The organism is Clostridium sp. TF06-15AC (assembly GCF_003481165.1).
Classification (GTDB): Bacteria; Bacillota; Clostridia; order Lachnospirales; family Lachnospiraceae; genus Otoolea; species Otoolea fessa.
On sequence record NZ_QUKS01000001.1, the window covers coordinates 211413 to 236306 of the forward strand.

Consider the following 24894-nt stretch of genomic DNA (forward strand, 5'->3'; position numbering starts at 1 on the left):
CAGGGGAAGGAGTTTTCTGTCTATGAAAAAAATAGGTTTCATTCTTCTGGGAATCATTTGTATCTTATTTAGCAGCCGGTGGACGTTGACGGCACAGGCAGGTGCTGGAACGCTACTTTCCCTGGAGGATGGTGAATATGCCATCGAGGTAACGATGACCGGAGGAAGCGGAAAGGCTTCGATCCAAAGTCCTGCTCTTCTGACGGTGACAGATGGAACGGCATACATATCCATCACATGGAGCAGTTCCAATTATGATTACATGGTGGTAGATAATAGAAAATATGAGAATGAGAGTGCCAAGGACGCAAATTCTCATTTTACGATCCCTGTTTTGGATCTGACAAAAGAACTTACAGTCAGGGCGGATACACTGGCGATGGGAACGCCTCATGAAATCGAATATACCCTTCAATTCAATACTACGTCGATTGCGTCTAAGAGCACACTTCCGCAGGAAGGGGCGAAACGTGTGCTGATGATGGCAGCCGTTATTATTATCAGTGGCGGGATTCTGAATCATATCGTAAATGAACGCCGGAAGCGGGATTATACGGGGAAACGCCGGACTTAAATTAAAAGGGATTCGTAACTGTTCAGTACCTTCACAGTCACGCGCAGTAAATGCGCAGACCTACTGAACAGTTACAGGGATTCTTCTTTGAAAACCAGCTTCGGGAGAATCCCTTTTTAATGCTTTTATCTTATTTATTATTCAGCCTGCTTTTGTACATAAAACAGGCGAGAATCAAAGTCGCAGCTCTCTCTTCTACCATCCATATACTGTCCGGAAGAGGCGTCACTGGTAATCAGTCCTAAATTCATCAGTTCGTCACCATAGTGGGTGCTTACGGCACTTTCATGTCCTTCTGTATATTCCGTGACATTGTAAAGATCGGATTCTTCCAGTCCCTGTAAATACAGCCGCGTAAACGGACCATTGGCTACATTCAGTGTCCGGTACCAGCCGACCAGGGCTTCTGTGCGGTCTTCACTGACTGCCATCCAGGCAGTGATATTGTTTTCAAACGGACTGGAAAGTCTGTAAAAAGTACCATACTGAATCAGGGACCGGTGCTGTTTCATAAAGGCGGTCTGAATTTTTAATTCAGATAGCTCATCTTCTCCGAGCTGTGCCAGATCCAGTTCATAGCCGAACGTTCCGAAGAACGCGGTATTGGCACGTGTCCAAAGCGGTGTCTGACGATGAAGCTGATGGTTCGGAGAAGCAGATACATGGGATCCCATCGAGCTGATCGGGTAACCATAGGAAGTGCCGTATTGAATCCGCAGGCGTTCAATCGCATCTGTATCATCACTGATCCATCCCTGCGGTGCATAATACAGCATACCTGCATCAAAACGCGCTCCGCCGCTGGCGCACGATTCGAACAGAATGTCCGGAAAGCGTGTTGTCAGCTGCTCATACATCTGATAAACACCCAGAATGTAGCGGTGAAATACTTCTCCCTGCTGTCTGGCGGAAACTCCTCTGCTCCATACATCACTGAGACTTCGGTTCATATCCCACTTAATATAGGAAATGGAGGCGCCTTCCAGAATCGATACAATCTTTTCATAGATGTAATCAAGGATCTCCTGCCGGGAAAAATCCAATACATACTGGTAACGTCCGTGACAAGGCGTTCGCCCTGGAACCTGGAGGATCCAATCAGGATGCGTGCGGAATAAATCGGAATCGGCATTTACCATCTCCGGTTCGATCCAGAGACCAAACTTCATACCGAGCGCTTCTATCTTCTGTGCCAGTCCGGAAAGACCGTTTGGCAAACGGTCACGGTTTGCCTCCCAGTCGCCCAGTCCGGCTTTTGAGCTGCTTCTGGCACCAAACCAGCCGTCATCTAAAACAAACAGCTCTATGCCGCATTTCTGCGCTCTGGAAGCCAGCTGTAGAAGTTTTTCTTCGGTAAAATTGAAGTAAGTTGCCTCCCAGTTATTGATCAGGATTGGGCGCTCGCGATCACGCCAGTACCCCCTTGCCAGTCGGCGCCGATACAGCCGGTGAAAAGTCTGGCTCATGTCGTTAAGTCCCTGAGAGGAGTAAACAAGCACTGCCTCCGGAGTCTGGAAGGTTTCACCAGGGTTCAGCTCCCAGCTAAAGCCAAACGGATTAATTCCTATCATAAGACGGGTGGTTCCATGTGACTCCACTTCTGCCTGAGCCAGAAAATTACCGCTGTAAATCAAGCTGCAGCCAATGGCTTCTCCCTGAAATTCGTCAGCCGAAGGGCGTTTTAAAATAATGAACGGATTCTGCTCATGGGAAGAATGTCCCCGGGTGCTGTCAATCGCCTGAATGCCATACTCAAGCCTGCGTGTGTGGAGTGCGCGCTCTCTCGCCCATGCCCCAGAAAACTGCATCCACTCATAATCGTGGTCAGGAAGATCCAGGCAAAGACTCATCGCGGTCTGAACCTGTACAGAAATGTCTCCCTGATTGGAAATAGAAGCACTTCGGGCAATGACACCGCCCTCGACAAATATTGTATATAAAAGATGCAGCTCCAGATTAGTATGGGTATCTTTTAACGTAATAATAAGAGTTTCAGCTTCCCCGTCCTGTTCAGTATAAGTAGCAGGAAGTCCTGGCAGTTTTGGCTTTCCGGATGTAACCTGATATCCAGTAAATTGAAAATCTGAATAGGTACTTCCATCATTCTGGAGAATCTCTACTGCCGGATGCCGGTAATCACCGCTTCCGTAAGTACCGTACTCCAGCTTAATATGTCCAAGTGAAAAGGTGCGATCGTTTTCATAGAGATAAGATGCCATGTCTCTGGGAGCTAATTCAAGAAGGTATGAGAAATCTTCCTTGTCACGAATCTTTTTCCCATAATACAGCTGTCCCATATGTCCGTTTGGAAGAACCATCATGATATAGCTGATGGTCTGGTTATATAAATGAAATATCTTCGATGATTCGTGATATACAATACTCATATCCTTATTTCCTCCTGTTCATCTGTCGCTTGTCATTTAATCAGATATAGACTGCTTGCTAAACTTTATTCTACCAGAAAATAGATTAAATGAACAGACTACGGACAGGAATATGGAAAATTCTATAAATTTGATTCTGCCTCTGTTATCGGTTGTGTGTACGTGTATGTGAACGGTAACGATTTATTTATAATAACGAATAGTCAGGTAATGCCCTGCGTCAATATGGTCATCCGAAAGACTGTTCATCTGGCGCAGCTCCCGTACATACTCTTCAACTGACTCCTCCGAATCTGCACAATATGTCTGAGCAATGCTCCAGAGCGTATCTCCATCTTTCAGATGAATACTGGTATAGTACTTTTCCGGTCTAGTATCTGCTTCTTCCTCAGCCATCACATACATCAGACTCCGTCCAAAAAAGCCCGAAAGCAGCATGATGAAAACAACAGCTAAAACCATAACACCTTTTTTCAACGTATACATTTGCAATCTTCTCCTCTCGTGTTTTGTTGGAATCGTCTTTTTGTATTCAAATCTGTTCTTAAAGAATGAGAAGAGATTTGAATATTATAAAAATGTCAGGAACATTTGTTCTGCATGGCTACATTATACGATACGAACAAATGTTTGTCAATGATATATGATGAATTTTGCAAACATCTGTTCGTAAAAACTTTTGTAAAAAAGAACCAAACAGAGGGGGAAACTCCATTTGGTTCTTCTTATTCATTATATATTGGATATAGTTAGCCTTCCAGTCTCGGACCTACCTCCGGTGGAATCGGGCATTCGTATTCGCCGTTTGTCTCAGCCATCCATTCATCATGGGCTTTCTGAAGGATTTCCGGGTTTTCCATGGTCTTTAAGGCAGCTAATGCCAGTGACTGTCCTGCTCTTAACATGGCTTTATGACCGATAGCGGTATTGCCATGGGCAGTCATCTGCCAGGTATGCGGTGCGGTACCAAGGGTCGTGCCTGCCATTTTGCACATAGCGGTTGGCATGACATAACTTGCGTCACCTACATCGGTAGAACCGGATGTGACTTTTCCGTTCCACACAAGAGGCGCGATCTCTGTATGAAGCGGATGTGCCTCTACTTCTTTTGCCTGTTCCGCACCGAACATACGGCGGAGCAGGTCGCGTTTGCCATCTAATTCCTCCGGAGTTGCTGTCTCATGAAAGAATCTGGATGCCATAGCAAAATCATCCGCATCGTAGTCCGGGGCCCCAAGCTCTTCCATGGATTCATGAAGAACCTCGGAAAGTACATGGTTCGGGATGTAATCAGAAAGTCCTGCATAGAGCTCGTAGGACATCTCTGTTCCGGTCATAAGGGCTGCACCTTTTGCTACATTGATGACACGCTCATAAATCTCTTTTACTTGTCTTGATTTTGGAGCGCGGATAAAGTAATGTACGGTACTGCTTCCCTGTACAACGTTCGGTGCAATGCCGCCCACATCGCGGTATGCATAATGTACTCTTGCATCGGAGATGATGTGTTCACGCAGGTAGTTGACACCGACACTCATGAGTTCCGCTGCATCCAGGGCGGAACGGCCCAGTTCCGGTGCTGCAGCAGCATGGGAGGTTACTCCCTTAAAGCTGAAGAACACGCTGACATTTGCAAGGGTGGATTCACTCCAGATCTCATTTGCATCGAATGGATGCCAGGTAAAGGCGGCGTCTACGCCGTCAAACACGCCTTCCCGTGCCATAATCGCCTTGCCGTCACCCTTCTCTTCGCTAGGACAGCCAAATAATACGACGGTTCCGGCTTCTGGATTCTCTTCGATATAAGCCTTTACAGCGAATGCGGCTGCCATGGAACCGGTTCCCAGAAGGTTATGACCACAGCCATGACCATCCGGATTCGCTCCGGCAGCAGGTTTTCTCGTGGTACAACCGCCCTCCTGGGAGAGAGACGGAAGAGCATCATACTCAGCCAGAAAGCCGATGACCGGCTTTCCTCTTCCATAAGTGGCTTTAAATGCAGTTGGCATGCCGCCGACACCCATTTCCACCTGAAATCCTTCCTGATTCAAAACTTCTTCGAAGAGCTTCGCAGTTTTGAATTCTCGAAATCCAACTTCTGCGTAGTCGAAAATTTGATCGCTTACTTTAAGGAGCAGATCCTTTTTATCGTTGACTGATTTTAAAACAAACTCTTTTTTATCCATATCTTCCGCCTATAGCATCCTTTCGTTCTATTACGCGTTGATTTTTCCCTTTTTGTGAAGTGCCAGGGAATAAAGCACGGACAGTACAATCACACCGATCATGATGTAGCTCTGATTGGAGGAAAATACTTTACGTCCTACTGTAAGGATTGCAATGATCGGAAGCAGAATCGGAACGATAGACTGCTTCGGAGCCTTCAGAATAAACGGGAATAACAGTGCGCCGATGAGGGCCGGTACCATGTTCTGGAATGCTGGCTGTAAAAATGCATTGTTGTAAATCGGTGCAAACAGCGGTGCTAAAAACATCATTCCCAGGAATACGATGATGATTGTTACAAAGGTGGAGGCAGATACGGCAATCATGGATACAATATCACCTTTTTCGCTTCCTGCAGTATATCCTGCTACTTCCATTGCATTAACAGCTGCCGGAACCTTCATATTGCTTACATTTCCGGTTACGCAGGCCATGTAGAGGGCGCCGCTTCCGATGATAGGCATAAAGGACAGGTTCTCACAGATTCCCTGGATGCTGAAAGTTAAAAGAAGCGGAACCGCATTTTTAAGTACTTCTGATACATGAACCGGAATTCCGTTTGCAGCTGCAAGACCGAACGGAACGCCCATGAATGCAACCAGGGCACAGATTACAGTGATTCTTCCAAGTAAATGAATTTTATCATTAAAGCTTTTCTCTTTCATCTTGTTCTCCTCCTAGATAAGTAAATTCGCAACACAGGCACCAAGCATACCTACGATCATGCTGAGCGGGAAAGCAAATTCTTTCAGCTTTTTATGCTGTCCGGCAAATTTGTTTACGAAAATAGAGGTAAAACCAGCTACCAGAATAGCTGCAATTGCCGGAATGTTTGCAGTGTTCGTAAAATGTGGTGCTGCCATGGTTCCGTACAGAGCCAGGAACATAGCGGTTGTGATGATCGGAACAAGGGATGCGTTGCTGTTTTTGATAGACTCAATCTTTTTATCATATGCTTTCAGGAAGAAAACGTTGAAAATGTTTCCTCCAAGAATACCGATGGTAACTACGAACAGGATAAAAATGAAAATGTCCGCCGGAATGTTCGGAACCGTGATGGATTCAAGGCCAAGTGCCTCGGCTGCCATGTTTGCCACCATGGTCTCATAAGCAGCAGAACCAACGACGCTCAGACGAAGCCATGGGAAGTAACGGCCAAGAGCCGGTACTAAAAGCAGATAACTTACGATAATCGGTAACGATGGGATGATGGAGAAAATAGCACTGCTTCGCGCTGCCTCTTTCATCTCGGTGGTTGTCATGTTCAGTTCTTTTCCCCTTCTAAATGCAACAATCATGAAAATGATCGGCTGAAGAAGAACGATCAGAATCGTAATTCCGCAAAGAACCGCCATCGTTGTACTGTTTGCTAACTGCAGATGCGTACTCATTAAATATTCCTCCTTATATATAGCCCGGAATGTCTACGTGGGTAAGCTAGCCACACTTTTCAGTTCAGAAAATTCCTATTTGTGAATAGTTACCACAGATCCATGCCTCTTTGGTTTGACATATCCGATGTTTTGATATAGACTATGTTAAACGATAGCAAGGGATTTGACAAATAAACAGTTATCATCACGTTATAACGAAAAGATTATGGATGCTATAAATTCTGGCTTAACCATATCCGTTTTGTTATGACATCATAGGGAAAATATCCTATATTCCTACATCATGAATTGAAAGGAACCGAAGAAAGATATGAACTTACAAAATATTGAATATCTCATCGAAATCTCCAACTGCGGCTCTATTTCAGCGGCTGCGAAACGTCTCTTTGTAACCCAGCCTTACCTTAGTAAAATTCTTCGTGAGACCGAAAAGGAATACGGACTTACTATTTTTACCAGAGGCAAGAGCGGCATCGTGCCGACGGAATCAGGGCGTCTCTTCCTTGATATGAGTCGGGACTTAATCGAACATGCGAATCATTTCAAGCTTACTTTTCAGGAATATTCTGACTCCTATCGCCTGCGTATCTCCTCTTCCAGCTGTTCCCATGCTAATGATGCTTTTATCCGTATGGTAAATTCTTTGTCAGATACATCCTTCCGTTTCTTTTATCGTGAGATGACCAGCTTAGAGGTAATCGAGGATATTTATACAAACCGGGCTGATGTTGGTTTTATCATGTATCCGGCCCATAAGGAAGCGGAGATTCAGGATCGCCTGATGCTTCGTCATCTCGAATTTCACCCACTCTTCCGCTCTCCTACCCAGTTTTTCTGCCGGGTCGGCCACCCGATCTTAAATGAAAGGGAAAATCTGACTCCGGAAAAACTGTATCAATATAATTTTGTACTTTATCCAAGTGAAAACACGCGGAATCGTGCGGTAGAAAGCCTTTATAATGATGAGACTCTTCAGCTTATCAACTGGAACCTGGTTCCTCAGGTAATCTATGTCAACAGCCGAGCCTCCCTTCATAACCTGATTCAGCGTTCTGATTATATCGGTATCGGCATGATACCGGTACGGGAGCAGGAAGAAAACTACAACATCGTCTCTTTCCCTCTTCCTGACTGGATGAAACCGGAAGCGGACCGCTGTGGTGATTTTGTAGCTGCTTATATCCACCAGAAAAGTTCTTCTCTCCCAAAAGCAGCCAAGGCGTATATAACTTTTCTGGAGCAATACTACGGACCGGAATCCGGCTACAAAGAGAAACTGGAGCTAAAGGAATAAAATCAAATTACCGGAATACAACTTTGCATTTAACAATCTTATACCAAATGCAAGATGCCATATATTTCGAAATATGTATACCATAATATTCTTGAACAACTTGAATAATATGTGATTTTTGCACAAGAACCACTTCTCTATTTTGTGCGGAATTACGTCAAATTATGCATCAACTATTCGCGAAAGCATCCTTTCACGAATAGTTGATAGTTTCATTCCTATTTTTGCTACTGAAATCATAATCTATGTATAACAATAATCATGTATAACACATATATAACATACCACAGAATCAGATTGACGCCCTTGTGGTTTCATGATAATCTATATACATAAAATAAAGTATGACGCAATTTGAAATTTCAGTTTAAATCGAACGTTATAAGACTTGGCGCATGATCTTTGCAAAGCACTTCTTTGAAATCAGTTTGATAAGCAGCGTATTATATCGCGTAACTGTCTACATGAGTATGAACAGTTACCATCTCGCAGCAAGAATTAAATAAACAGTTACAAAAAATAGATTGGAGAATATAGAATATGGGAGAAATTAAACAGGCAAACTTTCGAATCGATTCCGATACAGCGGATGCTTTCCGTGCATTTTGCGAACAAAAAGGAATGAACCAGGCCCAGGGCTTTGATCATGTGATGCAGGTGTTTGAGTTAAATCAAGCCAAATCCTCAATACCGGGGAGAAGTGTCGAGATTGAGGAGTTTGAAACCATGGTTAAGTCCATCACCTCCGCATATCTGTATAGCTTGGAATTGAACCAGAATGCAGAAGCCAGAGCACGGGAGGAGTTCTCTTCTGAACTTCAGAGAAAAGAACTGCGCCTCACAGAGTTACAGAAAAAAGTGGAACAACTTCAAGCAGAAAAGAAAAAAATGGATGCGGAGTCCGCTTTGCTGACCAAGCAGGAACAGACACTCACCGAACAGCTAGAATCGCTCAGAAAAGGTGCTGCTGACCAGGAACAGATCAACCAGATGCTGAAGGAGAAACTAGAAGAGGCACAAAATCAGCTGAAGAAAAATGAACATTCAAAAGAATCAGAAGAAATGCTTAAGAATGAGCTTTTGCAATGCAAACAGGAGCTTCATGATACTGTACTTGCTCTCTCTCACTCTCAGAAGGAACAGGAGATAAAGTCAGAGTCCTATCAGCATGCATCCGAGCGGATTCTGGCACTTGAAACTGAAAATAAAGAACTACAGCAGAAACTCACAGAACTTACCCAGGAATTATCAAAACAAAAAGCGGATGCTGATATGGGTATTCAGCAATGCAAAGCCCAGGCGGAGCTTACGATGGAGCGCGCACTATTCAAAAAAGAACGGGAAATGCAGGAACTCCTTCGTCAGGCAGACAAAGAAAATGCCCGTCTGGAAGTGCTGCTTGAGCAGGCAAGAGAACAGCTTAAAAAAGAAAACATTGATAAAGACGAACAATAGTTTGCATTTTGCCCGAACATATGTTACTATATATAATATAATAAGGGCTTACTATAGGCCAAACCTTTCAGTGATTCAGCTGCTGGTCCCATCAGGTGGGCGTTCGACTTGTATCCTGCCAGAATCACTGTATATCTGATATTAAAAACATTTTATATACTTCATCGACAGGAGGAATCTATATGGCACAGGGACGTATTACAGATAAACAGAAAGAGATCTTGGAATTTATTAAAGCGTGCATTTTAAAGAAAGGTTATCCGCCGACGGTACGTGAAATTTGTGAAAAGGTACAGCTTAAGTCTACCTCTTCTGTCCACTCTCATCTGGAACAGCTTGAGAAGAACGGATATATTCACCGGGATCCGACGAAACCGAGAGCCATCGAGATCGTTGATGACACCTTTAACCTGTCCCGCCGTGAACTGGTGAATGTACCACTTATCGGTACTGTAGCAGCCGGTGCGCCGATTCTGGCTGATGAGAATGTGGAGAACTATTTCCCGATTCCGGCAGAACTGCTTCCGAACAGCGAAACTTTTATGCTGAAGGTCCGCGGCAATAGTATGATCGATGTGGGCATCTATGACGGAGATCGTGTTATCGTGGAACAGACCAGTGTCGCAGAGAATGGCGAGATCGTGGTTGCACTCATTGATGATTCAGCTACCGTTAAGCGTTTCTTCAAGGAGAACGGTCACTATCGTCTCCAGCCAGAGAATGCAACCATGGATCCAATTATTGTGGATAAAGTACAGATTCTTGGCAAAGTAATCGGTCTGCTGCGCCTTATGCGGTAACCTCTTGGTTTACTGACGCTTACCTTTTGCTTATTACCATGAAAATGACAGAAGCATTATGCGGCAAAAATTAACTCAAAAGCTCTATGCTATTCGTTGACGTCCGGAGATACGGTACGCTCAATTTTATAGAATAGAGCTTTTTTGTTCGTATGATTCATTTTTGCAATATGCTTCTTTCGGTGATTAAACCGGTGCATACCGCTCAAAAAGCCAGTCTTCCAGTGCATTTAAGTTATCATCGGAATGTTCTACTTCCCGGGCATATCTCCAGGAGATTTCTTCCACATCCTTCATGGAAAGTTTCTTTCCATTTTCCAGCCATCGGACCATCAGAAATTCCTGTATCCAGCGAACAGAGAACAATGCCAGTTCCATCTTGGAACAGACCATATCGTCGTAGACAGCCCCGCAAAAATAGGTATAGACAAAAAACATTAAAAGCTGCTCGCCCAGATTTTCCCATTCTTCTTTGTGACTTCCTAAGCTTCCATATGCCTTATGAAATTCTTCGCAAATTTTATGATAGGTTTCCTCACTTCCCTGATACAGCCACTTTTCAGCACCATCCAGCACATCATCCCATTCCGGACGCAGGCGTTCCAGACCGCGTAGTACCTGCAATTCTTCTATCTGGCGTGCCCACTGATGGAGAGATGCTGCATCAATGCCTTTTTCAGCAAGACTTTCTGATACAAATTCCTGGAGTTTTTTTCTCTGATGATGAGCTTCACAGTTTCGCAGAAGTTCATCAATTTCATATTCCTTCTGCTCTTCCACCCGGATCTGATATTGTTCTGTCAGCTGTTCGGATGCCGACATTCGGAGTGTCAGAGGAAGGGATCGATCCTGTAAAATCGAAAACAGAACATCTCTTGTATCTTCCAACTGGGAAAACATCATAAAATCGAATTCTTCAAAATCGTCCTCCAAATCGTCCTCTTCTTCCAGAAAACGGACCGGTTCTTTACAGGAAAGAATGATTCTAGCCGCCTCCGGACAGGACAGGGAAAGAGATAATTCCCGAAGTCCCTCGTATTCTTCCGTATGTCTCGGGTACATCCGGCAGGTATCACAAAGAGAATCTGGTCCCAGTGCTTTATAAAGATCGCAGAGATTTTCTTCATTTAAAAATGCACAGCGCCGATTGTTCTGGTAAAAACATTCTTCATCCCAGTCAATAGAATTGCGTAATCGCGTTCCGAACTCGCTCTTTTCATTTCCATATCGCTCCAGAGAGGTTTCATCAATCATGATCTGCCATCCGGCACAGCAGCTATCTGGACAATCTCCTGCTGTACAGACAAATTTATCATAATAATGTGGTTTTAAATATCGCATTTATTTTCCTTCTTTCTTTTTATATAGATCCAGGCACATAAGGCAGTAAAAATAACAGCCGCAGCAATCCATACCGACCATACCGGAATCGGACAGACTCTTGCGTTCATCATGTTCAGTCCCTGATAAAGTGTGAAAGCACCAAATATGGAAAAAATAACAAATGCCAGTGTATTCAGCAGCCCATCGGGAGTTTTGCTCTTTAAAAGATATCCAACCAGCATTCCGAGAATATCCGCTGCAAAAAGTCCCAGAGAGCATCCAATCCATACAACAAAGGATGATTTCATGCCTTCATTGGCTCCGAACGTGATGGCTGTAAGCTGAGTCTTATCTCCCAGTTCTGCCACAAAAAATGTACAAAAAACAGCTAAGGGTGCGAACTGAATCTTTGATTTACCGCCCTCCTCCTCTTCTTCGTCATCATCACCGGCAAGAGTCGATGCGGCGAAATACAGAAATGCAAGTGCTGCAATCATCTTAATAAGCCAGTCAGGAATAAATTCACTGACAAGTCCGCCCGCCAGAACCGCAAGACCATTCAGAACAAGAATCGCCGCCGCAGTTCCTAGTATAATATCTCTCAACTTATATTTTGAAGTGAGAGCAATCAGCATAAGCTGGGTTTTATCACCCATCTCTGCGATAAATTCTGTAAAAAACACTTTAAAAAACAGCATCATTTTTCATTTCCTCCTAGATGTAATGCATGTTCCCTCACCGCTCACTGTCGATTATGATGTCCTCCCTTTTTTGCATCAATGCACAAAAGAAAAACTCATGTATATCAACTGACAGCTATGCATGATACAAAAACTGTCCATCGATATACATGAGTCTCATTATTTAAGATTTGCCAGATTATACAGTTGCTATAATCAGAATGTTGACAAACCACACTTTCGCGCTAACTACTCCCTCATGGAATATTGAATTTACTTGATAAATAGTATCAAATAAAGAATGTGTTGTCAACGGAATTTAATGCTTTTACCTACGATTGTCTCATTCGGGTTATGATCTCATAAGCGATGACAAATGTGTAAAATGGAACGCTACATTGAATGCTGTGCAAATGTCACCTCGAAAATCGTTCCCCCAGTCTTGCCTGATTTGATACAAATACTGCCATCATGTACTCTAACGATTTCACGGACAAAAGCAAGACCTAGCCCTACGCCACCCAGCTCCCGGCTTCTGGATTTATCCACACGGAAGAATGGCTCGAACACTCTCTCCCTAAGCTCCTTTGGTATTCCGCTTCCCGTATCTTCTACAGACAGATAAACATGCTTGTTTCTCTGATATGCGGTTACTGTAACCTGTCCGAGCGGATGATTATATTTGATGGCATTCTCAACCAGATTGTATACAAGCCTGTAAATAAGGATATCACTGCCTATCATAGTGGCATCCTCACATTTTCCAATCAGCTTTATATTCTTTTCCACGGCAAGAGGCTCAAGGTCTGCCAAAACCTCTTCAACAATAGCATCCAATATAATTTTATCATCCCTTCCCACCGTCTGAAGCTCACTCATGTCAAGAAGAGTCTTTACCATCCTGTTTAATTTATCAGTTTGTTCCGTAACCATTTTTATGGTCTGCAAAGTGTCTGCATCATTTCCAGGGTGAGAGGCAGAATTATATAAATCAAGCTGTACCTGCATTAACGCTAATGGAGTACGAAGCTCATGTGCTGCATTTGCAGTAAACTGTCTCTGTATCTCAAATGCTTCCGACAGACGCTCAAGCATCTTATTATAAGAAATACCCAGCTGGTTCAGTTCCTTAACATTGTTTTCCTCTATTCTTGAATCAGACAGATTCTGAGCCTGTACCTCTTCAATTTTATCTGAAAACACCCTGATTGGTCTGAGTGCATGCCCGCTTATAAAATAAGTGACGACACCTCCCAAAAGCGCCAGCAAAACCGTGATTATCAGACTGTTTCTTTTATAGTCGGTCTTATTATTGTACACCTGAACCGAAAATTCATCCGCAAACTCATCCCACTTATCGTCCGGTATGCTGATATATATTTCATCTGATTTGTTTCCTTTTTCATCCCCCTGTGACTCTACCGCATCCTGCAGAGCATCGATGTAATGCACACCATTTTTATAGACAAACATAGTCAGGCAGCCACATATAATAGCAATACACAATGTAGTAATGCACGTAAGTCTCCACTGTAGCGACATTCTTTTCATCTGTCAGACTCCTCCCGTATTTTATAGCCTTCACCTACCTTGTTCTGAATGGGATCATATCCCAGCTTCGCCTTAAGCTTTTTTCTAAGTGAAGACATATGTACCCTGATTGCTCCGCTAAAGCTGTCTGCCGTGGCATCCCACACATGCTCTATCAGTTCCTCCTGACTCACCGGTCTGCCTATATTGATAAGTAAATATTCCAAAATACCATTCTCTTTTCTTGTCAGTGGAACCGGCTCTTCCTTTGCATATGCCTCGCGTTTAATCGTATCAAACTTTATTTCTCCGCATTTAAGACATATATCATTCTGTACAAATTTCCTTCTTGTCAGGCTTCTGATACGTGCCTCAAGCTCCTGCAGATGGAATGGTTTTTCCATGTAATCATTTGCTCCTGCATCCAGTCCCTCTACCTTATCAGCAATCTGACCTCTTGCAGATAATATCAAAACCTTAGTTTCATCATTGTATTTTCTAAGCTCCTTAAGAAGCTCCATGCCATCCATCCCCGGCAGATTCAAATCCAAAACTATCAGATCATAATTCTCCGACAGTATACATTCAAGAGCCTCTTTCCCATCATAACAGGTATCCACCTCATAACCGGCAGCATACAGACTCTTTGCAACCATATCACATATTTGTTTCTCATCCTCAACAATTAATAATCTCAAAATGTTCTCCTGCTTCTTAACAATAATTTTACAACCTATATTGTATAATATCAAAGTCAGCTGGTCAACAATACAACAAAAGGGAGCAACATTATGTTGAAATACCAAAAAACATGTCAAATCATTCTGCTTATCCTTGGTGTATCCATGATAAGCTATGGTGCAGTCAGAGGTGAGGCGGCTACAGTGCTTGGTAAAGCAATAAAACTATGTCTGGAGTGTGTCGGAATTGGATAAGGAAAAGAAATTACGATCAAGAAAACTGGCAAAAATACGCGGCTGGATACAGGCCGCAGCAACGCTGCTGACCAATATTCATATTCCAAATTTATTTAAGGGTAAAATATATCAGGGCAATGCAAAAACAGTATGCGTACCCGGATTAAACTGCTACTCCTGCCCTGCCGCGACAGGAGCCTGTCCAATAGGGGCATTTCAGGCAGTTGTCGGATCATCAAAATTTAAGTTTTCATACTACATAACCGGATTTTTTATTTTACTCGGTGTAACTCTCGGCAGATTTATATGTGGTTTTTTGTGCCCATTTGGATGGTTTCAGGATTTACTTCATAAAATCCCCGGAAAGAAATTATCCACAGCCAAACTAAAGCCTCTTAGGTACCTAAAATATGTCATTCTTATTGTTTTCGTTATACTTCTTCCGATGCTTGTAACGAACTCTATAGGAATGGGAGACCCGTTCTTCTGCAAATATATCTGTCCTCAGGGTGTTTTAGAGGGTGCTATACCGTTATCTATTGGAAATGCTGCTATCCGTTCTGCGCTGGGAAAGCTTTTTTCTTTCAAGTGTATGATTTTAATTGCAGTGATTGTACTAAGTATCTTATTTTACAGGCCCTTCTGTAAATGGATTTGTCCGCTTGGAGCAATCTACTCATTATTTAATAAGGTCAGCCTGCTCAAAATCACCGTTGATAGCAGCAAATGTGTCGGATGCGGTCAATGCTCAAAGGCATGTAAGATGGATGTGGATGTGTGTAAGACACCGGATCACCCCGAGTGCATACGCTGCGGTGCCTGCATAAAGGCCTGTCCGAAGGACGCCATCTGCTACCGGTTTATGGGAAAATCATGTCAAAAAAATGACAACAGATAGCTATTAAACATTTTACTATTATTTTAAAGGAGAAATTACTCATGAAAAACAAATTATCATTTATTTCTATTTTTACACTCTGCATAGCATTATCACTTACAGCATGTGGCGTAAAGCAGGCTTCCACAACAGATTCTAAGAACACTCAGACTGAAGCCGGCTCAGAAGCATCCGGCAAATCAGATCCCAGGCTTGATGATTTATATCAGCAGGAAAATCAGCTTTTTGCAGATCACGCTGATGTGTGGAACAAGGCATTTGGCATGATGAACAAAAGTGACGCCGCTCCAAACGGAAATTATGCTGATTATCTTGCCGGTACCGTAGAATCAAACAAGAATTCATTCACAGACGATGAGCTTAAAACACTTAATGAGGATATGGAAACCATACGAAAAATCGAGGAACAGATAGCAGAGCTTGAAAACAAAAATACATCATCAGACGATAACAAGAAGGACAGCTCTAAAGCCTCATCTGTATTCAGTGATTTTTCCGGTGAGGATTTTGATGGCAATAAGGTTGATGACAGCCTGTTTTCCGGTAATGCAGTAACAGTCGTCAATTTCTGGTTTACCGGCTGCAAACCATGTGTCGCTGAATTATCCACGCTTAACGAATTAAATGATGCTATCAAATCAATGGGCGGAGAAGTTGTTGGCATCAACATTGAGACCTTCGATGGCAATAAAACAGCTATCAAAGAGGCTGCCTCTGTTCTTGAAAGCCAGGGTGTCAAATATCGTAATCTGTCAATTGACTCCTCTAGTGCTGCCGGTAAATATGCCTTAGAAATCATGGCCTTTCCAACAACTATACTTGTTGACAGAAATGGCAATATTGTAGGCGAACCAATGCTCGGTGGAATTGATAACAAAGACAACTATGATGCCCTTATGAAGCAGATTCAGTCTGTAATTGATGCAGACAGCACAAATAAATAAGAATGCACTGTCACTATGAGGAGGAGCTATGTACTCAACTGATTTGTTATTAAATATTGTGAATGGAGACATGGAGGATTATGACATCAAGGCTCTGGCGGAGCACATTCAGGAACTGTATGATAATGGCGAAATGTCTTCGTCACAGTATGATGATCTCATGAGCTACATACAGGATTTACAGTAATTTCAAGAAATCGAGCGCAGATACACCTGCGCTCTTTTGATTTTTATACATTTTTTTCTTCTAACACTTCCGTGTCATCTCCGGCGGAATTCCCTTCCGACATCATATTATCAAATATCGTTTCCTCTATCACTTTCAGACATTCATCCGGCTTTTTTATTATATCCTTACCCCAAAACCGAATGACCGTCCATCCACGGAACAGCAGCGCTTTGTTCACCTCATCATCCCGCTCCATGTTTCTTGCAATCTTTTTTACCCAGAACGGTCCGTTGTTTCCGCGCTCCAGCTGAGGTTTCAGCAGCTCCCAGTCTTTTCCGTGAAAAAATTCGCTGTCGCAGAAAATCACAATTTTATACTTCGTCAGAACAATGTCCGGTTTTCCGGGCAGTTCCTCCCAGTTTTTCCTGTATCCGTATCCGTGCTCTCTCAAAACCTTCCGCAGGACAAGTTCAATCTTTGTGTCTTTTGCATGGATCCGGCGCATGTTTTCACTTCTCCGCTCGCTTACCGGCTTCGGCATGACCGCTCACTCTCCTTAATAATGCACCAGTGCCGTGCATTTCAGCATGGAGGCCAGATCCCTCATGGGTCTGCGCCCAGCACAGGCTCCTTCCGTCCGTTCCAATGCATTTCGGCATGATTCATTGTCCATGACGGTCATAATCTCCAGCCGGATGCGCGCCCTGGATGCTCCGACATAAAACAGCATGGCATCATCGGTCACGGTCCGTTCCGTGAAATCAACCAGAATGACCGCGTCCGCTTCAAGTCCCTTGAATTTTCTGCAGCTCATGAATCTGCACTCTCCGTAAAAACCGTTCTTCGCGGCTTTATTCACAAGGCTGTCTGTTTCCGTTGACAGGGTCAGAATCACGATGTCATTGATTTCGTCCCTGTGCAACCCGTCAATCACGGTATCCATGTCTTTCAAATAGGTTTCCTTACTGCTGAAATGGATGCACGGGATTTTTCCCGCAATGCCGCGCAAAACCTCTGTCCTTCCGTGTTCCGGCAGAAGACTCAACGCGGTCCTGCATATGTTCTCCGTGTTCCTGCAGTTTTTGTGCAGGGCAAGACGGCATTCCGCATTCCGTATAAGCCACGGAACCTGATCGGACTGCACCGTCTGGAGTTTGTCGTAAAACACGTAAAAGGATGATTTTGAATCCGGACGGGCCATCACGGCGTCGTGCAGCAACTGAAGCAGTCCCGCATTCTCCATCGAGTCACGTCCGAAGTCCTGTCCCTCGTCCACGATGACATGATCATACGGGAAGCTGCCGTATGCCGCAAAATCCTTCAATTTCCGTTCCACCCGCCCATAATCCGAAACCGGAACGCCGCAAAGCCTGCACGCGTATCCGTCCAGGGTCATGAAGTCAATAAGCAGATTTTCATAATGAAGCGCAAGGAACTTTTTCAGTTCCGAATTGTAGCAGAGGAAAAGAACCCTTTCTCCGTCCGCGGCATGACGCACGGCTTTTTCAACAGCTATCATGGTTTTCCCCGTTCCGGCGGCGCCGTTTATGACCGCACTTCTCTGCTCCGTGAGGAAATTCAGAATTCCGCTCTGTTCGCCCAACATTCTGTGGAACACGGCGTGTTTCAAGTCAATGTCAAATCCGGGCGGAGGAAATATGTTAAATTCCGGGCAGAGAATCTCACGTACCAGGGCACGGAAATCCACGTCCGAAACATCGGTGACTATACCGGCAGGGACCTCCAGTGCAAACAGGCGGTCAATATACGGTGTGGGATTGGCAAGTGCTTCACTGCCCAGCGTAATTTCCCTGTCCGCTTCCAGCGACATGTCAATCGCATCAATCCGGGCATCGGAAAGGGATGGAAACCATACCCCGTGCAGGAATTTGATTTTTTCCGTCAGAGAGCCGAGGCGGCTGTTTCCGATCAGTTCCATTAGTTTCCATTTGTTTGCCGACGCCTGCCGGAACGGACCTCCCGAACGCATCGGTGCCCCGTTTCCGTACATCCATCGGCCGTCACGAAAGGAAACAGACCCCGCTTTCGCTTCCAGGCACAGGATTCCCTTCTCCCTGTCGAAGATGATAAAATCCGTCTCGCTTTCATTCAGAATCCCATCCTTCACTTCCGTAAGTCGGAAGGAATGGAAAACCATGCAGGAATCCAGCAGTTTCCTTAACGCCTCGAACATCACGTCTTCAAGACTTCCTGTCTGAAACGGGTTCGGTATTTCCGGAATCATTACGGCCATCTCATTCCATCCCCCTGATTATACCCTGATTGTTTTCATCTGGCCCGTCCGGTCCGTAAATGCACTTCATGCCGTTGGCTGTCGCGGTTTCCATGGCTTTTTCCTGACCGGAAGCAAAATACATGATTTCCGAATCCTGCCAGTAATAATCACATTCCCAGGTACCGGAGTTCCCGGGCACGCTGAATTTCACATCCCGAAGCGGCATCCGTTTCCCAGCAAGCACGCCGCTGCTTTCAAGCCATTCGGCGAAATTCCGCTCTCCGTCGGTTTCCGAAAACTGTGCAATGTCGGAAACCACCGTTTTCCAGCTTTCCCCGCGCATGTCCGTTCCCGCGGTGATGAACACGCATTCGTCCTTCCGTTCGTTTTTCACCGTCTTCCCTTCCGGGACTCCGGTCACATGTTTCCACCCGTCATTTCCGTATAACTGTTCATGGAAAAAACCGAGTCTCTTATTGCCGTATGTTCCGGCAACCACTCCGCGATCCAGGAAAACATTGAATTCCTCACAGCAGGTTTCCGGGAGAAGGCAACAGGAATAACATGCCGCAAGGTTCAGGGAATCCCTTCCCTGGCCGTTGCTGAGGGAACATACCGGGTCATTGGAACAAATGACTGCCGATTCGATTGCCTTTCTGTATATGTGCGGGAACGTGTCGCATTTTCCCTGACGCACAAGTCCGCCGAGGGTGCCCTCCGAATCTCCGCTTGCCGTGTAAATCAGGATTCCGGCCATTTCCTTTCCGTCCGCGGCTTCACCGCAGTAGATTCTTTCCTTCAGTGAGGACACGTTGTATCCGCATTCAAAACTCAATTGCTTAATCAGCAGATGCGAAACGGTATGAAGAAGCAGGAATTTCCCGGAAATATCCCGTTTGTGCTGGCTGCCGATGAATGATTTGTCATAGTTTTCCTGAAGCATTTTCACGCGCTTTTCCAGTGCTGCGTTTCCGCTTCTCCACCTGTTGATTGCATCCTCGTCAAATTCGATGAAAATACCCTCACCGTACACGTTGTAGCCCGGATACCAGTCATCTTCCGCTTTTTTCACGGAAACAAACTTGGAATTTGACTCCCCGTCCGCTATCATGGATGCGGAAAAAGGGCTGATTCTTGAAAAACCGAGCATTACCTGCACTTCGCGTATTTTTTCAATCAGGGAAATGCTTTTTACAAACGGAATGCCGTATGTTTTTATGTCGGTTCCGACACGCTTGAAATCATCGTAGTCCGTTCCCGTGACGGAGGCTCGCCCGGAAAGGGCATCGAATTCCGCGGTCCTGTATTCGATGCTGCCCGTATCGTAATTGATCACCTCGCCCGAAGACATCCGCCTGCCAAGAATTTCGCGCACCTGTTCCCTTCTGCATCCGATGTTATCCGCAATCTTTTCCGCATATTCATCAATCTTGTTCTGTATGAAAACACTCGTCTGTTCTTCCGGAAGGTTCATGCTGTTCTTCATGTCCATGGCCGCCTTGATTGTGTTCCTGAACTCTTCATACAAGGCGCTGTCTTCGACGCGGCTGTTGATGATATCCGAAAACGGCGGAATGACGAGGGAACTTGCCGTTACCGGGAAATACACGGAAGAACTTCCCCTCTGCAGTACCTTCGGATAGCACGGGCACGCATCCGTCCGGTTTTTCCACGGATGTCTTCCTTCGCACGTGAAATCATATCTGTTTTCCGTTTTCTCATCTAACAGTCCGAATATCCCGTCATTGAAAGCATCCTTCAACGTGGCCGATGCATTGCAGGTGGTGCATTTCAGACTGAGACCTTCCAGTCCTTCCGATGCGACCGGGCTTGTCGTGAACGTAAGCTGCGGGTTCGCGCAAACCGGTTTCTGACCTCCGAAACTCTTGGCGTGCGTCCATTTCACCCACGGAAAATCATTGATGTGTCCCCGCTCGCATACCGTCACGATTCTTGCCACGACGAGTTCAACGCGATCCTTCGGACAGTAAAGCCTGCGGCTCATGTTCCGGTTGTTTGTTTTTTCCTGATCCTTCGCCTTTTTGTCAAATTCGGCAATCCATTTCGAAAGGGGCTGGAAGCGGCGGCATTTCGGGCAGAAGTACCATTCCGGGAACCTGGCATACGCGATTCCGTCCCGGTTTTTGCCGCCTGCCGGCATTCCGAAATACCGTACCCCGAGTGATTTTTCCAGACGTTCATCGTGAATGCGCACGATCTGATCGTTCCAGTATTCCGGTGCCGCCGTCATGAGTGTCTGGGAAGGGAAATCAACCATTGCACCGACACCGTACTGCAGCACCGCCTGGGACGCACGCACCGCATGGGATGTTGCGTTCAGTCTGATTTTTTCAATGTTTTTACCTGTCATCCTGATCGTCCTCCTTCCACTCGATGATGGAGCCCGGCACCATCACGTCAACGTTTCTCATGGATGTCATGGTTTCGAATGCCGGATCCTCCCGGAAGGTTCCGAACACTTTCATCAGGCGTTCTCCCGAAGCATCCGGATTTTTCACCATGAACTTTCTGCCATAGCAGAAAATCTCCTCCGCATCTCTCGCCAGATCGTCCCATTTTTCCAGAATGTCCTCCATTTCCCTTTTAAGGTCAGCGGAGTCGTCCTTCATGTGAGGATTGATGCGGCGGTTGACATCAACACAACGTTTTACCATGTACCCGACGATATTATCAACTGTCTTTTTATTGTCTTCCACGCGGAACTTTATTGCATCGGTTTCACCGGACAGCCCGCCCGCCGAAAGCCTTATGTAGGCAATCAGGACCGCATGAAGTGCCCTTTTCCGTGCAGGTGCCGAAAACGGGGTGGCGCCCGTCGGTTCCACGTGACGGTAGAAGGATTCGTGATACGGCCTGAACTGCTCATAATGAGATCTGTCGCGGCTCTTTCCTCCGTCATACATGGCAAACGCCACACCCGGATATTCACGTCCGACACGGCTGGATGCCTGGATGTATTCACTGGTGAGTTTCGGCTGTCCCACCAGAAGCATTACGTTCAGCCGCGCAACGTCGATTCCGACGGAGATCATGTTTGTCGCCAGCAGGACATTGCACGGATACGGCGGCAGGTGGTTCTTCATGTTTTCCGTTGAATACTTATTCTTTTCCAGTTTGTCCAGTGTCTGGTTCAGCTGGGTGGTGGAAACACGGCTGGTCAGTTCGTCCGCGGTTCCGATTTTTCTCACTTCCGCGTTTGATTTCAAACGGTAACACATTCGCTTCATGAAGTCCTTGACGTCATCATCTACCATGGTGGCCGCCTTGCCAAGATCCTTCAGACTGTTGAAATAAGCGGTGAGCGTCCACAGTTTGTCCTTTACCTCGTCACTGGCATTCATATCTTTCGCTTTCTGCAGCATCGCGGCCATGGAGCGGATTTCCATCATTGCCTTGGTCTTGCCCGATGGCATGAGTCCCACGTATTTTCTTCCGAAATTTTCCTTACCGTAATCAATCTTCTTTTCCCTTGCGAAGAAGGAATCCTCCGCATCCAATGCCGGATGGGGGAACTGGCTGACATCCCGGTCGTAAAGAGCGGCGCACTGTTCCACCGCCCGGCGTATCGTCGCCGTTGACGCCACGATTTTCGTCACGTTTCCTTTTCTGCGGCAAAGGGCATCCACAGCGCTCTCGTACAGACCGACCATGGTTCCGAGCGGGCCGGAAATCAGATGAAGCTCATCCTGTATGATAAGCTCCGGTGCCCGGTTCCCGGAATTAAGCGCAAAGAAATTTCCGATCCGGTTCTCCCACGGAAGCATCGCGAATTTATCCACCGTTCCGAAAAGGAGCGTCGGCGGTTCGTTGTACAGTTCCTCGTCCACCACCTGAACTGGAAGCCGGTTCCCGAACGGGCATGCCTGCCTCGTGCAATAAAGGGCAAAGTGATTCCCTCCGTGCATCTTGTAGCCGAAAGCGCCGCGGATTTTTTTATCCCCGTCCCTTTCCTGTGTCATGCGGGTTCCGCACCATGGACATTTCAGGACCTGAAACTTATTGTACGTGTCCTTTGCATATTCCAGATTGTAGGAGGTTGCCTTGCGAAGTTTTTCCAGATTCTTTTTTGCCCCGTCATCAGTGTTCGGCGTGTGCTCCCCTCCGATCCACAGTCCTATGGTGATAGGAACCGTTCCGAGTGCGTAATGCCCGTACACGGGGTTTCTTGATTCGCAGTCCTTACGGATCAGTTCGCAGGCACATATAAGCGTCGAGGCTCTCGTAAACTGCTGCGCCGCAAGCAGTCTGAGCGTATACCGCATGATGACGGTCGTTCCTCCGTCCAGTCCGGGATACCGGAAACGCCGGTAAAAAATGGTCATTGCGGTCAGTCCCAGGTATGCTTCCGTTTTTCCGCCTCCGGTCGGAAACCAGATCAGATCCACCAGGGAACGGTCGGCGCTGTCGTCATCAGTCACCGAGGCCACGTCCAGAAGCATGAACGCAAGCTGGAACGGTCTCCAGGCATACCGATCCTTTGAAAAGATTTCATCCGCCGTTCTGTAATCCATGTTCCTCAAAACATCCGACAGGACTTTTTCATCCGGATACGATGCCGGATATTCTCTTTGGACCGCAAGCTGAACACGTTGCATGAACATGGCACGATTTGCAAGCTGAAACGCATCCCAAGCCATGTCGTCTTTTTCAAGAATGCGGATTCCATTCCTCATGCGTTCGCACGCTTCCCGACAGCTTTTCAGGTTCCTGTCCGCAGCCTTTGCAAAACGCGGTTCCAGTGCATGCGAACGAGCAACCAGATCATCGATCCATGCGGAATATGCATCGACCAGAGTTTTCAGATCATGGATTTTCACACCCTTTTCCGTGGTGTCCAGATCGGAAAGATATTTCATGGACAGTGTCCGGCCGTTGACCCCGCAATCATCCGGAAGTGCGAAATCCATGGACGGAACTTCAAACTCCGGGAAAAAGTCATTGCATATGAATCCCGTTCCGCTATCATCGATTTTCCAGTTGACCGCCGTTCCGAGTCCGGTTCCGTATACATGCTTGTTTCTGTACTGGAGTTCCAGGGATTGTTCTTCTGCATCAAGAAGATCGAAATTTGTGGTTCCGGAATACTGCACAAACGAAAAACCATTATTTTCCGAATCCACCCGAAGCTCCGGTTGGAAAATGCAGTTGCTGCTCTGCGGCCGTTCCGTTTTGGCATTGACCACCATAATTGTCAGGACCGTGGTTCCATTTTCCATCTTCCTCCTGAGAGCCGTTATTTCCACAAGACCGTGATCCGGAATGTGCGATTCATTCACGTAATCCCCTTCACCGAAGACAATCTCGTAATTATTCAGTTCACGTGGTTCCCTGACATAACCGCCCTGAAGCTGATCAGCAAGTTTGTACAGATTGTCAATAAGCTGATCCTCATCCGTGCCCAGCAGGTCACGTTCCTTCAGCTGACGGACCGCTTTCCGGTTGATTCCGCCTGTCAGTCTCAATGTTCTTTCTTCCCTGTCATACTTGACGTAACAGTCAAATTCTTCCGGGACGCTCCAATCCCCCGGTTTCGAGGGTGTAAACGGAATCCGGCAGTCTTCCATGCGGGCATCCCTGTACGTGCCGTACTTTAAGGATATCCTGACACGGTCGGTATTTCCCCGGACAAAAAACGTGATTCCGAAAGAGGACGGCATGTTCTGGGCCGCCAGACTGACTTCCTCGTCCAGATTGTCTTCCGAATCCGGGTCATCATCGGTCTCATCTTCTGTTTTTTTATCCTTTTCCGTTACCGTGATGTCCTTTCCGATATAATCGGACGCATCAAAGTCAACTGTGTCAGCCTGTTCCACGTCTTTCTTTTCGTCTTCCGAGACGGCGCGGTCCACGTCGTTCCCGTCCGCCTGCATTTTGTTTTCCTTCGGAAAAAGAATTCCGATGGAATACCTTTTTTCCGGAACGGTCGTGATCAGTTCATGTTCCGCATCCGGGACGGATACTTCCGATCCGGGACCGAGAAGTTCCGCTTTTACCAGGGCGATGAATTCGTCCCTGGCCTTAATCATTTCAGACTTAATTCCCATGT

The 24894-nt window shown here is 45.8% G+C and carries 21 protein-coding genes; 8 read left to right on the forward strand and 13 right to left on the reverse strand.

Annotation, left to right across the window (positions count from 1 at the left end):
• Positions 1 to 22: 22 nt before the first annotated feature.
• Entirely contained in the window at positions 23 to 574 is a 552-nt protein-coding gene (locus DXC57_RS00990; protein ID WP_118650743.1) for a hypothetical protein, read from the forward strand.
• Between the two features lie 137 nt (positions 575 to 711).
• Here the strand turns inward: DXC57_RS00990 and DXC57_RS00995 are convergent, their stop codons facing one another.
• The 5 genes from DXC57_RS00995 to DXC57_RS01015 all read right to left on the reverse strand — a co-directional run bounded on the left by DXC57_RS00995 (position 712) and on the right by DXC57_RS01015 (position 6578).
• Positions 712 to 2961, reverse strand: coding sequence for an alpha-galactosidase (locus DXC57_RS00995; protein WP_118650745.1), 2250 nt, complete (start codon positions 2959 to 2961; stop codon positions 712 to 714).
• 183 nt (positions 2962 to 3144) lie between these two features.
• Positions 3145 to 3447, reverse strand: a complete 303-nt coding sequence (locus DXC57_RS01000) for a LysM peptidoglycan-binding domain-containing protein (RefSeq protein WP_022359414.1) — start codon at positions 3445 to 3447, stop codon at positions 3145 to 3147.
• Positions 3448 to 3710: 263 nt separating this feature from the next.
• Entirely contained in the window at positions 3711 to 5147 is a 1437-nt protein-coding gene (locus DXC57_RS01005) for an amidohydrolase (protein WP_118650747.1), read from the reverse strand.
• 30 nt (positions 5148 to 5177) lie between these two features.
• Complete coding sequence (locus DXC57_RS01010; RefSeq protein ID WP_118650749.1) at positions 5178 to 5852, reverse strand: hypothetical protein; 675 nt, start codon at positions 5850 to 5852, stop codon at positions 5178 to 5180.
• 12 nt (positions 5853 to 5864) lie between these two features.
• The gene (locus DXC57_RS01015; RefSeq protein ID WP_118650751.1) at positions 5865 to 6578 is read right to left on the reverse strand and encodes a DUF5058 family protein; all 714 of its coding nucleotides are present in this window, start codon (positions 6576 to 6578) and stop codon (positions 5865 to 5867) included.
• A 313-nt stretch (positions 6579 to 6891) separates the two neighbouring features.
• Between DXC57_RS01015 and DXC57_RS01020 the strand changes: the two genes are divergently transcribed.
• The 3 genes from DXC57_RS01020 (at position 6892) to lexA (ending at position 10130) form a co-directional block, all read left to right on the forward strand.
• Positions 6892 to 7875 carry a LysR family transcriptional regulator gene (locus DXC57_RS01020; RefSeq protein WP_118650753.1) on the forward strand — a complete coding sequence of 328 codons (984 nt, stop codon included), beginning with the start codon at positions 6892 to 6894 and terminating at the stop codon, positions 7873 to 7875.
• A gap of 540 nt (positions 7876 to 8415) precedes the next feature.
• Positions 8416 to 9330, forward strand: coding sequence for a hypothetical protein (locus tag DXC57_RS01025; RefSeq protein WP_118650755.1), 915 nt, complete (start codon positions 8416 to 8418; stop codon positions 9328 to 9330).
• Positions 9331 to 9512: 182 nt separating this feature from the next.
• On the forward strand, positions 9513 to 10130 hold the full coding sequence (gene lexA / locus DXC57_RS01030; RefSeq protein WP_022359416.1) for a transcriptional repressor LexA: 618 nt from the start codon (positions 9513 to 9515) through the stop codon (positions 10128 to 10130).
• A 186-nt stretch (positions 10131 to 10316) separates the two neighbouring features.
• On the opposite strand, the gene fliB is transcribed toward lexA, so the two are convergent.
• From fliB to DXC57_RS01050, 4 genes are all read right to left on the reverse strand, one after another.
• Positions 10317 to 11471, reverse strand: a complete 1155-nt coding sequence (gene fliB / locus DXC57_RS01035; RefSeq protein ID WP_118650757.1) for a flagellin lysine-N-methylase — start codon at positions 11469 to 11471, stop codon at positions 10317 to 10319.
• A complete protein-coding gene (locus DXC57_RS01040; RefSeq protein WP_118650759.1) occupies positions 11459 to 12154 on the reverse strand; it encodes a TMEM165/GDT1 family protein in 696 nt (231 codons plus the stop codon). Before DXC57_RS01040 ends, fliB begins: the two co-directional genes overlap by 13 nt.
• Before the next feature lie 372 nt (positions 12155 to 12526).
• Positions 12527 to 13606 carry a HAMP domain-containing sensor histidine kinase gene (locus DXC57_RS01045; RefSeq protein WP_347501638.1) on the reverse strand — a complete coding sequence of 360 codons (1080 nt, stop codon included), beginning with the start codon at positions 13604 to 13606 and terminating at the stop codon, positions 12527 to 12529.
• Between the two features lie 74 nt (positions 13607 to 13680).
• Entirely contained in the window at positions 13681 to 14361 is a 681-nt protein-coding gene (locus DXC57_RS01050; protein ID WP_022024520.1) for a response regulator transcription factor, read from the reverse strand.
• 93 nt (positions 14362 to 14454) lie between these two features.
• On the opposite strand from DXC57_RS01050, the gene DXC57_RS15605 reads away from it, so the two are divergent.
• The 4 genes from DXC57_RS15605 to DXC57_RS15390 are packed head-to-tail and all read left to right on the forward strand — an operon-like array spanning position 14455 to position 16609.
• Positions 14455 to 14598, forward strand: a complete 144-nt coding sequence (locus DXC57_RS15605) for a CD1871A family CXXC motif-containing protein (RefSeq protein ID WP_009263530.1) — start codon at positions 14455 to 14457, stop codon at positions 14596 to 14598.
• Complete coding sequence (locus DXC57_RS01060; protein ID WP_118650765.1) at positions 14591 to 15478, forward strand: 4Fe-4S binding protein; 888 nt, start codon at positions 14591 to 14593, stop codon at positions 15476 to 15478. The genes DXC57_RS15605 and DXC57_RS01060 overlap by 8 nt, the downstream gene beginning before the upstream one ends.
• A gap of 41 nt (positions 15479 to 15519) precedes the next feature.
• The gene (locus tag DXC57_RS01065) at positions 15520 to 16422 is read left to right on the forward strand and encodes a TlpA disulfide reductase family protein (RefSeq protein WP_118650767.1); all 903 of its coding nucleotides are present in this window, start codon (positions 15520 to 15522) and stop codon (positions 16420 to 16422) included.
• 28 nt (positions 16423 to 16450) lie between these two features.
• Entirely contained in the window at positions 16451 to 16609 is a 159-nt protein-coding gene (locus DXC57_RS15390; RefSeq protein ID WP_182457181.1) for a hypothetical protein, read from the forward strand.
• 43 nt (positions 16610 to 16652) lie between these two features.
• Here the strand turns inward: DXC57_RS15390 and DXC57_RS01070 are convergent, their stop codons facing one another.
• The 4 genes from DXC57_RS01070 to DXC57_RS01085 are packed head-to-tail and all read right to left on the reverse strand — an operon-like array spanning position 16653 to position 24892.
• Entirely contained in the window at positions 16653 to 17132 is a 480-nt protein-coding gene (locus DXC57_RS01070; protein ID WP_118650769.1) for a very short patch repair endonuclease, read from the reverse strand.
• 15 nt (positions 17133 to 17147) lie between these two features.
• On the reverse strand, positions 17148 to 18845 hold the full coding sequence (locus DXC57_RS01075; protein WP_118650771.1) for an ATP-binding domain-containing protein: 1698 nt from the start codon (positions 18843 to 18845) through the stop codon (positions 17148 to 17150).
• Position 18846: 1 nt separating this feature from the next.
• Positions 18847 to 21198, reverse strand: a complete 2352-nt coding sequence (locus DXC57_RS01080; protein WP_118650773.1) for a DUF1998 domain-containing protein — start codon at positions 21196 to 21198, stop codon at positions 18847 to 18849.
• Positions 21188 to 24892: a helicase-related protein gene (locus tag DXC57_RS01085; RefSeq protein ID WP_118650775.1), complete on the reverse strand. Its 3705-nt coding sequence runs from the start codon at positions 24890 to 24892 to the stop codon at positions 21188 to 21190. The genes DXC57_RS01080 and DXC57_RS01085 overlap by 11 nt, the downstream gene beginning before the upstream one ends.
• Between the last annotated feature and the right edge of the window lie 2 nt (positions 24893 to 24894).

Coding starts and splice junctions, on each gene's coding strand:
- DXC57_RS00990 (WP_118650743.1), top strand. CDS start 23: ATGAAAAAAATAGGTTTCATTCTTCTGGGAATCATTTGTATCTTATTT.
- DXC57_RS00995 (WP_118650745.1), bottom strand. CDS start 2,961: ATGAGTATTGTATATCACGAATCATCGAAGATATTTCATTTATATAAC.
- DXC57_RS01005 (WP_118650747.1), bottom strand. CDS start 5,147: ATGGATAAAAAAGAGTTTGTTTTAAAATCAGTCAACGATAAAAAGGAT.
- DXC57_RS01070 (WP_118650769.1), bottom strand. CDS start 17,132: ATGCCGAAGCCGGTAAGCGAGCGGAGAAGTGAAAACATGCGCCGGATC.
- DXC57_RS01085 (WP_118650775.1), bottom strand. CDS start 24,892: ATGGGAATTAAGTCTGAAATGATTAAGGCCAGGGACGAATTCATCGCC.
- DXC57_RS15390 (WP_182457181.1), top strand. CDS start 16,451: ATGTACTCAACTGATTTGTTATTAAATATTGTGAATGGAGACATGGAG.
- DXC57_RS01040 (WP_118650759.1), bottom strand. CDS start 12,154: ATGATGCTGTTTTTTAAAGTGTTTTTTACAGAATTTATCGCAGAGATG.
- DXC57_RS15605 (WP_009263530.1), top strand. CDS start 14,455: ATGTTGAAATACCAAAAAACATGTCAAATCATTCTGCTTATCCTTGGT.
- DXC57_RS01015 (WP_118650751.1), bottom strand. CDS start 6,578: ATGAGTACGCATCTGCAGTTAGCAAACAGTACAACGATGGCGGTTCTT.
- DXC57_RS01010 (WP_118650749.1), bottom strand. CDS start 5,852: ATGAAAGAGAAAAGCTTTAATGATAAAATTCATTTACTTGGAAGAATC.
- DXC57_RS01025 (WP_118650755.1), top strand. CDS start 8,416: ATGGGAGAAATTAAACAGGCAAACTTTCGAATCGATTCCGATACAGCG.
- DXC57_RS01080 (WP_118650773.1), bottom strand. CDS start 21,198: ATGACAGGTAAAAACATTGAAAAAATCAGACTGAACGCAACATCCCAT.
- DXC57_RS01075 (WP_118650771.1), bottom strand. CDS start 18,845: ATGGCCGTAATGATTCCGGAAATACCGAACCCGTTTCAGACAGGAAGT.
- fliB (WP_118650757.1), bottom strand. CDS start 11,471: ATGCGATATTTAAAACCACATTATTATGATAAATTTGTCTGTACAGCA.
- DXC57_RS01065 (WP_118650767.1), top strand. CDS start 15,520: ATGAAAAACAAATTATCATTTATTTCTATTTTTACACTCTGCATAGCA.
- DXC57_RS01045 (WP_347501638.1), bottom strand. CDS start 13,606: ATGTTTGTCTATAAAAATGGTGTGCATTACATCGATGCTCTGCAGGAT.
- DXC57_RS01000 (WP_022359414.1), bottom strand. CDS start 3,447: ATGTATACGTTGAAAAAAGGTGTTATGGTTTTAGCTGTTGTTTTCATC.
- DXC57_RS01020 (WP_118650753.1), top strand. CDS start 6,892: ATGAACTTACAAAATATTGAATATCTCATCGAAATCTCCAACTGCGGC.
- lexA (WP_022359416.1), top strand. CDS start 9,513: ATGGCACAGGGACGTATTACAGATAAACAGAAAGAGATCTTGGAATTT.